The sequence below is a fragment of the Paracoccus sp. J55 genome, from assembly GCF_000513975.1.
Taxonomy (GTDB): domain Bacteria; phylum Pseudomonadota; class Alphaproteobacteria; order Rhodobacterales; family Rhodobacteraceae; genus Paracoccus.
In genome coordinates, this window is sequence record NZ_AZVA01000029.1 from 42,070 (window position 1) to 55,592 (window position 13,523).

A 13,523-nucleotide genomic window follows, 5' to 3' on the forward strand; every position below is an offset into this window, starting at 1 on the left:
TCACTCCCTGAAAGCGCGCTGATGGGGGAAATCACCCCCTTGCAGATACGCCTCCTCTTCGGGCGTCGGGTTGCGGCCCAAGATGGCGTTGCGGTGCGGGTGGCGGCCAAAGCGGGCGATGACGCGGCGCACCTTGCCGGCCTGATCGACCAACGAGGCATAGAGCGGTTGCAACGTTGCCGGCGCGCGGGCGGCGATGTCGTTGCGCAGGGCAATCAGCCGGTTGATGCGGGCCAGATGGTCCGGCCCCTCGGCATGGCCCAGGGGCTGGGTGAAGCCGATCTGGAACCACGGCAGGCCAAGGGCCGCCCAGTCTCCGTTGTCCAACCCCGCCAGCGCCTGCGCCAGAGCCGCCGGATCTTGCGCATATGCAAGCGCGCTCCCCCGCCACAGCGAGCGCGGGAACTGGTCCAGCACCACGATCAGCGCCAGCCGGCCCTCTTGCGTCCCGGCCCAGTGATCGAGGTCCCCCGCCGCGCCGCGTTCGGTCAGCGGGCCAAAGCGCGCCGCAATCGCACCATCCGCGCCGCCATGCATCCGCCAGCGCCAGTGCTCGGCATGGCGGTCGGGGTCAATGTCCAGCGCGCGGCCCTCGGGGAACCAGAAATCCAGAACCTCGCCGATCTGTCTGGCATCATTGCTATCGGCCATGTCATCCCCCCATTGAAAACGCCCCCGCGCCATGGGCACGGGAGCGGATTTGCCGATGAAGCACAAGCGCGCTCTATGCCGTCGCGGGCACCGTTGCCGGCACAGGTCGGCGCCCGCCGGGCCCGCGCGGGACGCGCAGCAGGCGCATAGCGTTGGCGATCACCACCAGTACCGAAAGCTGATGGATCAGCATGCCCTCGGCCATATGCACATCGCCGTTGAACACGCCCGCCTGCAGCCCGGCCACAGTCAGCAGCGCGATGGCCAAGTTCTGGCGCATATTGCGCAGCGTCGCGCGGGAAATCGCCATGGCCTCGGGCAGTTTCTCCAGATCGTCGGCCATCAGCGCAATGTCGGCGGTCTCGATCGCCACGTCCGAGCCCACGGCCCCCATGGCAACGCTGGTGTCGGCGGCAGCCAGCGCCGGCGCGTCGTTGATGCCGTCGCCGATCATGGCGACATGGCGGCCCTCGGCCTGAAAGTGGCGGATCAGCTCCAGCTTGTCCTCGGGCAGCAGCCCGGCATGAACCTCGTCGATGCCGATTTCGGCGGCGATGGCGTGGGCGGCCTGCGGCTGGTCGCCGGTCAGCATGGCGATGCGCCCCACCCCGATATCGCGCAGCCGGGCGATGGCGCTCTGGGCCGAAAGCCGGGGCTGGTCGGACAGCCCGAAGATGCCCGCGATGCGCCCGTCCAGCGCCACGATGATCGGCGTGCAGCCGCGGCCCAGAACCCCGGCCAGCGCGGCCTCGGCCTCGGCGTAGAAACCGATGCCCAGCCGGTCGAACAGCCGCCGGTTGCCGGCCGCGACCTGCCGCCCCTCGTGGTGGACCACCAGACCCATGCCAGCCACTTCCTCGACCGTCTCGGGCGCGGGAATCTCGCCCTCGGCACGGCCGGCCTCGATAATCGGGCGGCCCAGCGGGTGGTCCGAGCCGGATTCGGCGATCGCCGTCCAGTGCAGCAATTCGGCACGATCGATGCCGCCAAGAGGCACGATCTCGACCAGGCTGGGGCGGCCCTCGGTCAGGGTGCCGGTCTTGTCCAGCGCCAGCATGTCGATGCGGCCGGCGCTTTCCAGATGCTGCCCGCCCTTGATGAGGATGCCCGAGCGCGCCGCCCGCCCGATGCCGGCGACGATGGAGACCGGCGTCGAGATCACCAGGGCGCCCGGACAGGCCACCACCAGAAGGGTCAGCGCGAGGCGAATATCCTGCGTCACCGCCCAGGCACCCAGCGCCAGCATCATGATGCCGGGCGTATACCATTGGGCGAAACGCTCGATCATGCGCTGGCTGGGGGCGCGTTCCTCCTGCGCCTCTTCGACGCGGCGGATGATCCGGGCCAGCGTGGTATCGGCGCCGATGCCGGTGGCGCGGATCCGCAGCACGCCATTTTCCGCGATGGTGCCGGCATGGACGTGGGAGCCGGGGGCTTTCTCGGCCGGGATCGGCTCGCCGGTGATGGCGGCCTCGGACACGGCGGCGTTACCGTCGATCACCTCGCCATCGACGGGGATGCGGTTTCCGGCGCGCACCAGCACGACCTCATTCGGCTGGACGGCACTGGCGGCAATCTCGACCGGCTGGCCGTCGCGGATCACGGTAGCGACCTCGGGCGCGGCCTTCAGCAGATCGGCCAGTGCGCCACGGGTCTGGCGCAGGGTGCGGGCCTCAAGCCAGGCGCCGAAGCTGAACAGGAACGTAACGGCGGCGGATTCCCAATATTCGCCGATGAACAGCGCGCCGATAGCCGCAACGGTCACCAGCAACTCGATCGAGAAATGGCGGATGCGCAGCGCCTGCACGGCGCGCCAAGCGATGTCGGAGCCGGCGACAAAGGCCGCCGTCACCATCGATGCCGCCCAAAGCCCGCGCAGGCCGAACCCGTAAAGGGCGATCAGGCCAAACACGATCAAGGAGCCGCTGATGATCGTCAGCCATTTGCGCTGGCTGGCCGGCTTGCGAAGGGTTGTCAGGATGGGGGTCAACATGCGGGGCCTCATGATGTGAAGGCCCGGCAGCGCGGGCAGGCACGGCCGGGCTGGCAGGGATGGGTCAGAATGCGGCGGGGCGGGCCTCGTAGCCGGTGGATTTCACCACCGAGACAAGGGCCTCGACCGGGGCGGATGCGGGGTCATGCTCGACCTCGATGCGGCCGGTGTTGAAGTGCACCTTGGCGGCGGTCACGCCAGGAGTTGCCGCCAGCGCCTTTTCGATTTTGGTGACGCAGGAGGGGCAGGAAAATTCGTCGCTGCGCAGGATGGTCTTGGTCATGGCTGGTTCCTTTCATGTCGCCGCCCGGTGGGCGGTCATTGCTTGTGAACTCAAGATATGCTGTCCTTTCAGGATCAGGATTGGCAACTCAGGCAAAGATTCATTGCATGAATGCACAGGCGCAGGATTGGGACGATCTGCGGTTGTTTCTGGCCGTGGCACGGGCGGGGTCGCTCTCGGGGGCGGCGCGCAGCCTTGGCGTTACCCATTCCACCGTCTTCCGCCGCATCGGCGCGTTCGAGGCGCGGCTGGGGGTGCGCCTGTTCGACCGGCTGCCCGGCGGTTACGCGCTGACCCAGGCCGGCGAGGAGATGCGCGATTCCGTCATCCGCATCGAGGAAGAAATCACCGCGCTGGCGCTGAAGGTTACCGGACAGGACCAGCGGCCCACTGGGACGATCCGCATCACCACGACCGACCTGCTGGCGGTGGGGGTGCTGCCCCGCCATGTCGCCGCCTTCCGCGCCGAATGGTCCGAGATCGAGATCGAGGTAATCGTTGCGGATACGGTGCTGGACCTGACCCGGCGCGAGGCGGACGTGGCCCTGCGCATCGGCAATCCGGGACAGGAAACACTGATCGGGCGGCGGGTCGGGCGGTTGGCCTTTGCCGCCTATGGTGCGGCGGACCGGCCGCCGGGCGATCCTGCCAAGGGTGACTGGATCGGCTACGGGTCTGCGCATGGCCCGCTCAGCCGCAATCTGACCCGCTGGTGGCCGGATGCGCGACAGGTTTACCGGACAAACTCGATCATCGCCGCCCATGCCGGTGCGAAGGCGGGGATCGGACTTGCTGCCTTGCCTTGCGTGATTGCCGATTGCGACCCCAGCCTGATCCGCGCCGCCGCGCTGCCCGAGGATTTCATGCTGGACCTGTGGTTGCTGATTCACGAGGATCTGCGCCAAACCGCGCGCATCCGCCTGTTTCTGGACTTCATGGCGACGGCCCTGGCGGCCGATGCCGACCTGCTGGAGGGGCGCTGCCCGTGCAAGACAAGGCCGGCGCAGGCGTAACGCCCGCGCCGGCCCATGCCTGCGCCCGTGGCGTCAGTCGATCATCTGCCAGCCCGGATGCTCGAAATGCTCGCCATATGCGTTCAACGCCTGAACGATCGTCACCGCGCCAGTCTCGACCTCGCCGGCCTCCAATGCCGAGATGCCGGTCATCACCTCACCAAGGACGATATGGAACTGCTCGTCCACCTCGGGTTCCAGCACACAGTTCTCGACCATGAAATCGACCTGCTTCTGGACATCGGCAGCGACCCCATTCGCGGCATCGGCCGGCAGGGTGCCGTTGTGGATCGCGTCCAGGTTCGCGGCCATGGTTCCGTGAATCGCGGTCATGCCGGTGATCATGTTCTGATCGCCCTGCCATTTGGCGCCATCGTTCAGCGTGATCTCGATAGCCCCCGCGCCATGGCTGTCATGATCATGGGATTGCGCGGCTGCAATGCCAGCTGACCCCAGCGCAAGGGCGAGAGCAACAGCGACGGCGGTGAAAGATTTTACAGTCCTCATAGTGATCTCCTGTATCTGCCAAGTGGTTCTGGCCGCAGCGGGCATCGACAGACGCCGCCGGGCTTGGGATAGACATAGGCTGTCCGTTTTCGCACGAGAATTGACGAAAACTGCAAAGACCCATTGCACGAATGGACAGACCTCAGGCACGAACCAGACCCTCGCGGCCTGCCGCCGATACCATCGGGCTGTCGAACAGCGCCCCGACGGCATGGGTCCGGATGCCGCCTGCCTCGCGCATCAGAAACAGCGCATCGAGGTCGAGACGCGCGGCGAGTTCGCCGCCAGCTTGCGGACCCAGCACCATCAGCGCGCTAGCCCAGGCATCGGCCTCCGCACAGGTTCCGGCGACGACCGTAACCGAGGCCGGTGACGAGCGCAGCGGGCCGCCTGTCGCGGGGTCCATGGTGTGTGACAGGCGCTGGCCCCGAACGGTCACATGATGCCGGTAGTCGCCCGACGTGGCGACGGCAGCATCCATCAGCGTCAGGATGGAGCGGGGCGCGCGGCGTTCGGGATCCGGCGTCTCGACGGCGACCGTCCAGGGCATGCTATCGGGCCGTAGTCCGGATGCACGCATTTCGCCGTCGATGCCGACGAGGAAAGCCGTGATGCCGAAGCCTTGCAACGTCCCTGCCAGCTTGTCCACGCCGAACCCCTTGGCGATCCCGTTCAGGTCCAGCGTGATCGGCGTGTGTTTCCGGACTAGCCCGGCCGCGCGGTCGATCTCCAGCACCTCATGCGCGGGCCAGCGCGCAGCAGCCATCACCGCGCGGATGGCCCCGGCGCTGACCGCCTCGGGTCCAAACCCCCAGGCCCGCACCGCATCGCCCATGCCGATGTCAAAAGCACCGCCCGATAGAGCGCCGATCCTTACCCCAAGATCGAGCACTTCGGCCAACCCAGCGGGAACGGCCACCCAGACATTTTCGGACGTCCGGTTCAGGCGCATCAGGTCACTGTCGGGTTTCCATGTCGACATGGCGGCATCGACCTCCGCCACGGCCGCCTGCAAGGCCGCCTGCACCGGGGCGGGGTCCAGCCCGGCATCGGCATGGAAAAGCGCCGACCAGCGTGTCCCCATGGTCGGGCCATTCAGCGCGTGGCGGATCGGGTCAGTAGACGTCTTCGGCATAGCGTCCCTCCGTTTTCAGCGTGAGCGGGGTGAGGCCGACCGGCGCGAGAATGTCCGTCAGCGCCTCGGCCACGCCCGCCGCCATGTCGCGCCCGCCGCAGACCATGATGCGCGCCCCGTCCCGGATCAGCCGGATCAGTTCAACGCTCTCAGCGCGCAGCACGTCCTGCACATAGCGCGGCTTCGCTCCCCGCGAGATGGCGGTGGTCAACTGGGCAAGACGGCCATCGGCCTGCCAGGCGGCCAGATCCTCACGATAGAGGAAATCGCTGTCGGGGTGGCGCATCCCGAAAACGAGATGAACCGGCCGCTTCCCACTGTTGCCCCGGATGAACCCTGCAAGCGGGCCGATCCCCGTGCCGGCGCCGATCAGGATCAGCGGCGGCTTTCCTCCTTCGTTATGGAAAGCAGGATTGTGCTGGACGAAGGCGTGGATCGCCTGATCGGGCTCCAGTGCCAGAAGCTGCCCGGAGCAGAGGCCGCCGGGATGCTTGCGCACCACGATCTCGACGAAGCCGTCGCGCCATCCGGACGCCAGCGAGTAGAAGCGCGGGAGGTCCGCACCCTCGGGCAGGACGCCGAGGAGATCACCGGCCTGAAACCGGCCAACGCCCCGACCTGTGAGCCGTTGCAGGAGCGTCGTCTCGGGCAGGGAAAAGCGCAGGATCGCGGTTGGCGCCTGCACGTCTATCCCGTAATCGCGGCGCGAGACCAGGACAAGCCGCTCCGTCACCGGCGGGGTTGGCACATGTTCGAGCGTAAGCTCGATCCCCAGCGCCGCCCCCAGGGCGCGGCCCCAGCGGGCGAAATCCTGCGGCGACTGGCGATCGACCGCGTCGAAGGGTATCAATTGCGCCCAACCTTTGGCAGCAGCCAGCCGCACGACTTCATCGGCGAACGCGCAGAACGCGGGGAAGCTGCGATCACCGAAACCAAGCACTGCAAGCGGGGCCTCAGGGACGGATTCCAGCGCCGCGAGGCGTTCGATGAACCCCTTCGCCGTGGCGGGAGCCTGTCCCTCGCCCCAGGTGGCGGCGAGAATGACGAACCGTTCGGCCTGCGGATAGCGCGCCGGCTCGAAACCGGACATTGGCGCGACATGAACATGCTGGCCCGCTGCGGTCAGCGCATGTTGGAGCGTCGCAGCGAAACCCCAGGTGCTGCCGCCCTCCGAGCCCACCAGCAAGATGGTCCCAGCGCCTTTTGCAGGATGATTGCCACGGAGACGCGGCCTTGACCGCCGCCCCGCGAACCAGAGCACAAGACCACTCACCCCCATTGCCGGCACGCCGAGCGCCATCACACCCAGCACGAGGCCGAGAGATGCGGCCCCCTGTCCGGTATGCAGCATGTAGATAGTTTCAGATATCCGTTCCCACATCGTCAGCTCGGCCCAGGCCAGAAGCTCGCCCGTCCCCTGATCAAGATAGCCGGTGCCGCGATCCGTCTTCAGGGTGAAAGCGTCCGTGGCGTCGCCCGGATAGGGAAAGCTCAGTTCGCGCAACGCAGTGACAGGAATCACGGAGAGCGGCTCCATCGCAGCAAGGGAGACCCCGGTGCTGCCGCTGACCTCGGTCGGAAAGGCCGGCGGCGCAGCTCCATCCGGCAGAAGATCGAAGGTCGAGGCGGCCATCCACAGTGCGGTCGCCGAGGACAGGATCAGCCCCGCGACCGCCACGCGGGAGATCCCGGTATGGATGCGGCTCGATGCCGGCCCGCGCAAAGGGGCGAACCAGCGCCGCCAGCCACCCATGCGCCGCGCGACCAGCATCGCGCCAGAGACCGACAGGACCAGCATCGCCGCCGCACCGGCGGCCATGACGATACGGCCGGCATCGCCAAGAAACAGCGAGCGGTGAAGGCTGGTCAGCCAGCGTTCGACCGGGTTCGGATCGGCGCTGGCGATGCCCTTGCCGGTCGCGGGGTCGATCACCGCCGCGCCGGGCGTGCCGTCGTCGAACCAGAACGCAGTAATCCGACCCGAGGGCGCACGCCGGATCTGCTCCACCCCCGGATAGGCAGTCCGGATGCGTTCTGCGAGATCGGCAACGGTCAGGCCGGCCTCGGCCTGCGGCGTGGAAAACCGCTCGGCCACGGGAAAGACCGAGAGCGCCGCCCCGCTGATCGCGAGGACCATGACGAGAGCAAGGGCCAGCAGACCCGGCCAGCGATGCAGCATGCGGATCATGGCGCCGTCTCACATGTCGTAGCGGAGGCTGGCGAGATAGCGGCGGCCGGGCACGGGCCGCCCTGCCCCTGCCGCCGTCAGCGGCACGGCCACCTCGTTCGGACTGTCGCGCATGTCCTCGACGGCGGCATCGACATGCAGCGTATAGCCGGCATCGAACAGCGCATCGGCAAGATCGAGGGTGATTTCCAGCGACCGGCCCGCGCCGACACTGGCGCCGGTGATGCCGTCGATCTGCGCCAGGTCGCCGCCGCTGGCGCGATACCAGTCGCTGAGATGCTCGTAATATTTCGACTTGCCGCCGGCCATCCACAGGGTTCCGGCATATGCCCCCTGCGCATCGGTAACGTAGAGAACCAGATAGGCACCATCGCCGCCGTAAGTGTTCAGCGTGGTGGTGAGGGTGACCGGCCGGGCCATGGCGAGGCCGGGGGCCACCAGGGCGGAAGTCAGCGCAAGGGCTGCGAGGATGGATTTCATGTCTCTGCTCTCTTCTGCCTGATTTGTCAGTTCACCCGCACCACGGGCGGGGTGCCGTTCTGGAACAGCGGATTGGCGGGCGGGGCCGAGGGGGCGACAGGGGTTGCACCGCCGCGATCCCGCTTGCGGTCCTGCTCGCCGTCCCGGTGGCGCAGCTTGACGACCTGCAACGTCGCGGGATCCAGCTTGGCCTTGATGCGGCGGCCCTGGGCATCGCGTCCCTTGACCTCCCAGCAGCCGTCATCGGCCTCGATCTTCTCGACATGCCAGCCGAGGCCGGCGGCGGCCTGCATCACCGCCTCGCGCGGCTGCCAGGCGCCGCGAGGCACATGGCAGTCGTCGCCCGCCAACGCCCCCGCCGCGGGCAATACCGCGAGAGCGGTTATGGCAATCAACAGAGTCTTCATGGTTCGAATGTCCTTTCCGATCATCTCGGGGGCATTTTCCCGGCTATGGCCGTGGCGAACGCCTGCGTGGGAAAGGCTCCGCCGCGATGACGGGGCGGAGCCTTGCGGCGATCAGTTGCGCTTTGCGGGCCTGGTGCCGTCGCTCCAGCGCTTGACCTTGCCGTCGATCACCTCGAGCGTTCCGGGATCGACGGTCATCTTCAGGCTGTTGCCGCCCTGGTCGATGACGTTCAGTTCGTAGCAGCCGTCGTCGAGTTCCATTTTCGAGATGGTCCAGCCGAACTCGTCGGTCACCTGGATAAGGGCTTCCCAGGACTGCATGTTCTCGGTCGGCACGTTGCATTTCTCGTCGGCGAGCGCGACCCCGGCGGGGATCGCGAGGGCGAATGCGGTGGCGGTCAGGATAGTTTTCATGGCTATGCTCCTCAGCCTTGGTTGCCTGATGAAACCAATCTGGAGGGCGCGGCTGACGTGATCCTGATCGCCGCGAAAAACCTGCGTCAGCTTTCCGTCAGCCTGCCCCGACGAACCGCAACGGTCGCGCAAAACAAACCGGCCCCGCCAGACAGGCGGGGCCGCAACAACAGTGGGAATGCGTAGCGATCAGGTCATGTCATTTGCGCCAGGGGCGCGCTTTCGGCCCGTGACCATGGCACGGGGCAGGTTCTCCCGATGGCGCCATGAGGTGAGCGCCACACCTCCGACATGCAGGGCCACGAGGACCAACGCCAGGTTGGCCAGCGTTTCATGCACCTCCTTCAAGGCCTTGTCCCCCCTGACTTCCCGGCCGCCATGCTCGCCCACAACCGTCACGGCACGGGCTTCCTCGATCGACTGTTCGAGCAGCCAGCCGCTCAGCGCGGTGCCGGAAAGCGTAACCATAAGTGCCACGATCATCGCGGCGCCGGCCGGGTTGTGCCCGAGATGGCGCCGCTCCCGCCCGCGCAGCATGTCTCCGAGATAGACCAGCGTCGCGGCAGGGCCACGCATGAATTGCGCGAAGCGGGCATGGTGACTGCCGACAAAACCCCAGATCAGGCGAAGCACAAGCAATGCCGCCACTGCATAGCCGGCCGCCTCGTGAAGCGGCTGCACCTCGTCCGCCGCGAGCCATGCCACTGCAAAGGCGGCAACCAGGCCCCAATGAAAGCTGCGCACCACCGGATCCCAGACCCGCACCATGCGCGTGGTATCGGCAACGTCCGAAATACCGCCGTCCCTTTTCGCCTCAATCATGTTTGCGTCCCCTGCCCTCACGGAAGTGCCGTTCACCTCCGTCCTCGTATTCGACCTCGATCACCTGAAGCGTGCCGGGATCGACCGTCACCTCGATGCGGCGTCCTTCCCGGTCCGTGCCTTTTATCTCGTAGCAGCCGTCGTCGATCTTGATGCGCCGCACCACCCATCCGTTTTCTTCCGCGAGCCGCACCACCGCGCTTCTTGGCTGCCAGTCTGCCAGCGGCACGGCACAGTCGTCGCCGGCAAGTGCAGCCCCGGACGGAAGGGCCGCGAGAAAGGTCAGAATTGTCAGCGATCTCTTCATGGACCACACTCCGTATAACGGCCATCGGATGACATTCTGCGTCGCGAACCTGACGGGATGCTGAAGCCTGGGGCGTCCCGCCATCAGCTTTGCGTCAGCCCGGATCGCCATAATGGCCAGAGGTAAATGAGTAGGAAGATCATGCGAATCCTGCTGATCGAGGACGACACCGTTCTGGGCGCCGCCGTGCGGGACCAGATCGCCGCGGGTGGCCAGTCGGTGGACTGGGTCACGCGCCTGGATGCGGCCGGCGATGCGATGGCCGGCGCCGGCTATGATCTGGTATTGCTGGACCTCATGCTGCCCGACGGACGCGGCATCACCTTCCTTCGGTCGCTGCGCGCCGGCGGCGACGTGACGCCGGTGATCATCCTGACCGCGCTGGACCAGATCTCGGACCGGATCGAAGGCTTGAACGCCGGTGCCGACGACTATCTGGTGAAGCCCTTCGATCTGGCCGAGCTTTCCGCGCGCATCGGCTCGGTCGCGCGGCGCTATAGCGGCAATCCCAACCCGATCATCGTCCACGGCGCGCTTGCCGTCGACCTTGCCTCGCGCAGCATCCGCCGCGACGGCCGGCCGGTGCAACTGACGGCGCGCGAATGGGCGCTGTTCGAGGCGTTCCTCACCCGCCCAGGGCAGCTTCTGTCCAAGGCACAACTTGAGGAAAAGCTTTATGCCTTCGATACCGAGGTGGAAAGCAACACCATCGAGGTCCATGTCAGCCGGCTGCGCAAGAAGCTGGGCGCCGAGGTGATCGAGACCGAGCGCGGATTGGGCTACCGGCTGGGTTCGCCATGACCATGCCACGCAGCCTTCAGATGCGGTTGGGGGTGTCTCTGGGCATCCTTCTGACGCTTCTGTGGATCGCCGCCGCCGCCACCACGGCGGTCATGCTGCGGCACGAGATGGACAGGATCTTCGACTCGTCACTACAGGAGGCGGCGCAGCGCCTATTGCCGCTGGCCGCTGTCGAGATCGTCGGACGTGAGGAGGAAGGTGTGACGCAACACCTTGCCGACCTGCGCGACCACGACGAATTCCTCACCTATATCGTGCGGGATGACATGGGGAGAATCCTTCTGCAATCGCATGAGGCCGACCCCTCCATCTTCCCGGAATGGGATGGGCCGGGCTTTCACACGACCGCAACCCATCGCCTGTATGGCGAGGACGCCCTGCAAGGCACGATCCGTCTCACGGTCGCCGAGCCGCTTGCTCATCGCGCGACGGCGGCACGCGATGTCTGGGCGGGCCTGGGACTGCCGCTGCTGGTGTTCATCCCTGCCGCTCTGCTGGCGATCGTATTGACCGTCCGCTCGGGCCTGGCCCCGCTGCGCCGCTACCGCGACCGGCTGGCCGAGCGTTCACCGCGCGACCTTGCCCCCGTCGCCTGCAACGATCTCCCCGTCGAGGTCGCCCCGGTGGGGCTGGCGGTCAATGTGCTGCTGGCGCAACTCAAGTCCACATTCGAGGCCGAACGCACCTTCGCCGCCAACGCCGCGCATGAATTGCGAACACCGCTGGCAGGCGCAATCGCGCAGGCCCAGCGGATACAGGTGGAAACGAAAGATACCGGCGCCGGCCACAGGGCCGCCGAGATCGAGGCCTCGCTGAAGCGGCTGGCCCGGATCGCCGAGCGGCTGCTGCAACTGGCTCGGGCGGAGGGCGGGCGGTTGCGGCTCGATCACCTATCCGATCTTCGTATCACCGCCCGCCTGGTCGTGGACGATATCGAGAGGACCGCACCGAACCGGATCGCACTCGCTCTGCCGGAGCACCCGGTGATGTCCGACCTCGACCCCGATGCGTTTGGCATCATCTGCCGCAACCTGGTCGAGAACGCCCTGCGGCACGGCGCATCTGACGAGCCGATCGAGGTAAGCCTCGGTGAGGATGGCACGTTCCGCGTCGCCAATGACGGCCTTGTTGTGCCGACAGAAGCACTTGGCCGGCTGGCCCGCCGTTTTGAGAGGGGGACAGCCGGAACGGAAGGCAGCGGGCTTGGCCTTGCCATCGTCGCCAGCATTGCGGACCGGATTTCGTCAAAGCTCACCTTGCAGTCGCCGAGACCGGGAAGCTCGTCTGGCTTTGAAGCGGCGGTGGTTTTGCCGACAGCTTCAAAGCAACCAATACCGCCCAGCCAGGCGAGCGCAGTCTTTCGTTGAGCCGATAGCCGGCCAGCAGATCTGAAAACTATTGGGCTGGCTGTGTCCGCCGGAACAGGATGCATCTGTATATAAGGGGCGCAGAATGTTGATCTCGAAAGGACAAAGCCTAGCGCGCGCCCGTGGTGACAGTAGCCCTGCCGACAAAGGCGGACGGGGCAGCATGACCAGAAAATTGGTTACATCTTCGGATGCTATTGAATTTCGCCACCTACGTTACTTCATAGCCGCTGCCGAGCACGGCAGCTTCCGAAAGGCAGGAAATTCACTGGGTCTGTCGCAATCGGCAATCAGCCGCTGCATTGCCGACCTCGAAGTAAGCGTCCGGCCTGAGCGCTACCCGGGCCATTTCCAAGGCAGCAGGTCATCGACCTTTGTGATCTTGTAATCAGGGATACGGGCCAGGGTGTCGGCGAGCCAGGCATGGGGATCGCTGACGTTGAGCTTGGCTGTTTCGATCAGGGTGTAGGCGATGGCGGCGGCCTTTCCACCTGCCTCGGAACCGACGAATAGGTAGTTTTTCCGCCCGAGGGCCATCACCCGTTCATTCTGCCCATGTCGGGCAATTTGTTGAGGTGCATTACCGGTGGCACGCGCTTTTCGGCCGACAGTTTCGGGTCGAGCGTGTCGACCGACGCAAGTCCGGTCAGTTTGTCCATATCGAGGTGCTGCCTGGNATNTTNANGGTCGTGGCCGCNTGGATGCTCGANCCGGNNGCNTGCNCNGGCATGNACCTCGGCACACCGCGCGTATCGCTCGCGGCCCTGTCGGATCTCGATGACCTTCTGANTCGGCNCGGTCTTCGGCGAAGCTCTTCCGGTGATGTCATCGCCGGAAAGGAACAGACCGATGCAAGACCTGCCCACCGGGCCGTCGAGCCCCAGGCAACTGCAGATGCAGTTCGACTCGGAGCGGTTGCGCGGAATGAGCCCACGGGAGCGCCAGCAGGTNTTGACGCGCCTGGCCATTCTGCTGGCCGAAGCGGCGGGAACGAGCAAGTTGGAGCAAGACGATGATGGACGGTGATCTCCTTCCACCGGCCATCCTGCAGCGCAAGGCGGTGGTCTATGTGCGCCAATCGACCCCGGCCCAGGTGGAGCTCAACACCGAGAGCCGGCGACGGCAATATGAACTGGTCGAGGTCGCGCGTCGTCG

At 66.3% G+C, this 13,523-nt stretch carries 16 protein-coding genes and 1 pseudogene; 4 read left to right on the forward strand and 13 right to left on the reverse strand.

Annotation, left to right across the window (positions count from 1 at the left end):
• The 3 genes from PARJ55_RS0116395 to PARJ55_RS0116405 form a co-directional block, all read right to left on the reverse strand.
• Entirely contained in the window at positions 1–651 is a 651-nt protein-coding gene (locus PARJ55_RS0116395; protein WP_028714021.1) for a DUF924 family protein, read from the reverse strand.
• 73 nt (positions 652–724) lie between these two features.
• Positions 725–2,644, reverse strand: coding sequence for a cation-translocating P-type ATPase (locus PARJ55_RS0116400; protein WP_028714022.1), 1,920 nt, complete (start codon positions 2,642–2,644; stop codon positions 725–727).
• Positions 2,645–2,708: 64 nt separating this feature from the next.
• Positions 2,709–2,927, reverse strand: a complete 219-nt coding sequence (locus PARJ55_RS0116405; protein WP_028714023.1) for a heavy-metal-associated domain-containing protein — start codon at positions 2,925–2,927, stop codon at positions 2,709–2,711.
• Between the two features lie 107 nt (positions 2,928–3,034).
• On the opposite strand from PARJ55_RS0116405, the gene PARJ55_RS0116410 reads away from it, so the two are divergent.
• Complete coding sequence (locus PARJ55_RS0116410; protein WP_028714024.1) at positions 3,035–3,940, forward strand: LysR family transcriptional regulator; 906 nt, start codon at positions 3,035–3,037, stop codon at positions 3,938–3,940.
• Positions 3,941–3,973: 33 nt separating this feature from the next.
• Here PARJ55_RS0116410 and PARJ55_RS0116415 read toward each other — a convergent pair whose 3' ends face one another.
• From PARJ55_RS0116415 to PARJ55_RS0116450, 8 genes are all read right to left on the reverse strand, one after another.
• Positions 3,974–4,447, reverse strand: coding sequence for a hypothetical protein (locus PARJ55_RS0116415; protein ID WP_028714025.1), 474 nt, complete (start codon positions 4,445–4,447; stop codon positions 3,974–3,976).
• 142 nt (positions 4,448–4,589) lie between these two features.
• A complete protein-coding gene (locus tag PARJ55_RS0116420; protein WP_028714026.1) occupies positions 4,590–5,582 on the reverse strand; it encodes an FAD:protein FMN transferase in 993 nt (330 codons plus the stop codon).
• Entirely contained in the window at positions 5,563–7,770 is a 2,208-nt protein-coding gene (locus tag PARJ55_RS0116425; protein ID WP_028714027.1) for a PepSY domain-containing protein, read from the reverse strand. The genes PARJ55_RS0116420 and PARJ55_RS0116425 overlap by 20 nt, the downstream gene beginning before the upstream one ends.
• Before the next feature lie 9 nt (positions 7,771–7,779).
• Entirely contained in the window at positions 7,780–8,250 is a 471-nt protein-coding gene (locus tag PARJ55_RS0116430; RefSeq protein WP_028710788.1) for a DUF2271 domain-containing protein, read from the reverse strand.
• A gap of 26 nt (positions 8,251–8,276) precedes the next feature.
• Positions 8,277–8,657 (reverse strand): PepSY domain-containing protein, encoded by a 381-nt coding sequence (locus PARJ55_RS0116435; protein ID WP_028710787.1) that lies wholly within the window; start codon positions 8,655–8,657, stop codon positions 8,277–8,279.
• Positions 8,658–8,768: 111 nt separating this feature from the next.
• The gene (locus PARJ55_RS0116440; protein WP_028710786.1) at positions 8,769–9,071 is read right to left on the reverse strand and encodes a PepSY domain-containing protein; all 303 of its coding nucleotides are present in this window, start codon (positions 9,069–9,071) and stop codon (positions 8,769–8,771) included.
• Positions 9,072–9,260: 189 nt separating this feature from the next.
• Positions 9,261–9,893, reverse strand: a complete 633-nt coding sequence (locus tag PARJ55_RS0116445) for a cytochrome b/b6 domain-containing protein (protein ID WP_036714342.1) — start codon at positions 9,891–9,893, stop codon at positions 9,261–9,263.
• Entirely contained in the window at positions 9,886–10,200 is a 315-nt protein-coding gene (locus PARJ55_RS0116450) for a PepSY domain-containing protein (protein WP_028710784.1), read from the reverse strand. Before PARJ55_RS0116450 ends, PARJ55_RS0116445 begins: the two co-directional genes overlap by 8 nt.
• A gap of 141 nt (positions 10,201–10,341) precedes the next feature.
• Between PARJ55_RS0116450 and PARJ55_RS0116455 the strand changes: the two genes are divergently transcribed.
• From PARJ55_RS0116455 to PARJ55_RS23425, 3 genes are all read left to right on the forward strand, one after another.
• Positions 10,342–11,001: a response regulator transcription factor gene (locus tag PARJ55_RS0116455; RefSeq protein ID WP_028710783.1), complete on the forward strand. Its 660-nt coding sequence runs from the start codon at positions 10,342–10,344 to the stop codon at positions 10,999–11,001.
• Entirely contained in the window at positions 10,998–12,368 is a 1,371-nt protein-coding gene (locus PARJ55_RS0116460; RefSeq protein WP_028710782.1) for an ATP-binding protein, read from the forward strand. The genes PARJ55_RS0116455 and PARJ55_RS0116460 overlap by 4 nt, the downstream gene beginning before the upstream one ends.
• 163 nt (positions 12,369–12,531) lie before the next feature.
• Complete coding sequence (locus tag PARJ55_RS23425) at positions 12,532–12,756, forward strand: LysR family transcriptional regulator (protein WP_084637888.1); 225 nt, start codon at positions 12,532–12,534, stop codon at positions 12,754–12,756.
• Here PARJ55_RS23425 and PARJ55_RS0116465 read toward each other — a convergent pair.
• Both PARJ55_RS0116465 and PARJ55_RS24790 read right to left on the reverse strand, forming a co-directional pair.
• Positions 12,705–12,911 (reverse strand): annotated as a pseudogene (locus PARJ55_RS0116465) (transposase domain-containing protein); the annotation flags it as partial. The gene PARJ55_RS23425 and the pseudogene PARJ55_RS0116465 sit on opposite strands and share 52 nt — an antisense overlap.
• Positions 12,905–13,027, reverse strand: coding sequence for a hypothetical protein (locus PARJ55_RS24790; protein WP_256380872.1), 123 nt, complete (start codon positions 13,025–13,027; stop codon positions 12,905–12,907). The gene PARJ55_RS24790 and the pseudogene PARJ55_RS0116465, both read right to left, overlap by 7 nt.
• Between the last annotated feature and the right edge of the window lie 496 nt (positions 13,028–13,523).

What these genes read in the sequence shown, in the direction of transcription:
- PARJ55_RS0116410 (WP_028714024.1), top strand. Translation starts at nt 3,035, where the DNA reads ATGAATGCACAGGCGCAGGATTGGGACGATCTGCGGTTGTTTCTGGCC.
- PARJ55_RS0116405 (WP_028714023.1), bottom strand. Translation starts at nt 2,927, where the DNA reads ATGACCAAGACCATCCTGCGCAGCGACGAATTTTCCTGCCCCTCCTGC.
- PARJ55_RS24790 (WP_256380872.1), bottom strand. Translation starts at nt 13,027, where the DNA reads ATGGACAAACTGACCGGACTTGCGTCGGTCGACACGCTCGACCCGAAA.
- PARJ55_RS0116425 (WP_028714027.1), bottom strand. Translation starts at nt 7,770, where the DNA reads ATGATCCGCATGCTGCATCGCTGGCCGGGTCTGCTGGCCCTTGCTCTC.
- PARJ55_RS0116400 (WP_028714022.1), bottom strand. Translation starts at nt 2,644, where the DNA reads ATGTTGACCCCCATCCTGACAACCCTTCGCAAGCCGGCCAGCCAGCGC.
- PARJ55_RS0116445 (WP_036714342.1), bottom strand. Translation starts at nt 9,893, where the DNA reads ATGATTGAGGCGAAAAGGGACGGCGGTATTTCGGACGTTGCCGATACC.
- PARJ55_RS23425 (WP_084637888.1), top strand. Translation starts at nt 12,532, where the DNA reads ATGACCAGAAAATTGGTTACATCTTCGGATGCTATTGAATTTCGCCAC.
- PARJ55_RS0116440 (WP_028710786.1), bottom strand. Translation starts at nt 9,071, where the DNA reads ATGAAAACTATCCTGACCGCCACCGCATTCGCCCTCGCGATCCCCGCC.
- PARJ55_RS0116415 (WP_028714025.1), bottom strand. Translation starts at nt 4,447, where the DNA reads ATGAGGACTGTAAAATCTTTCACCGCCGTCGCTGTTGCTCTCGCCCTT.
- PARJ55_RS0116395 (WP_028714021.1), bottom strand. Translation starts at nt 651, where the DNA reads ATGGCCGATAGCAATGATGCCAGACAGATCGGCGAGGTTCTGGATTTC.
- PARJ55_RS0116435 (WP_028710787.1), bottom strand. Translation starts at nt 8,657, where the DNA reads ATGAAGACTCTGTTGATTGCCATAACCGCTCTCGCGGTATTGCCCGCG.
- PARJ55_RS0116430 (WP_028710788.1), bottom strand. Translation starts at nt 8,250, where the DNA reads ATGAAATCCATCCTCGCAGCCCTTGCGCTGACTTCCGCCCTGGTGGCC.
- PARJ55_RS0116455 (WP_028710783.1), top strand. Translation starts at nt 10,342, where the DNA reads ATGCGAATCCTGCTGATCGAGGACGACACCGTTCTGGGCGCCGCCGTG.
- PARJ55_RS0116450 (WP_028710784.1), bottom strand. Translation starts at nt 10,200, where the DNA reads ATGAAGAGATCGCTGACAATTCTGACCTTTCTCGCGGCCCTTCCGTCC.
- PARJ55_RS0116420 (WP_028714026.1), bottom strand. Translation starts at nt 5,582, where the DNA reads ATGCCGAAGACGTCTACTGACCCGATCCGCCACGCGCTGAATGGCCCG.
- PARJ55_RS0116460 (WP_028710782.1), top strand. Translation starts at nt 10,998, where the DNA reads ATGACCATGCCACGCAGCCTTCAGATGCGGTTGGGGGTGTCTCTGGGC.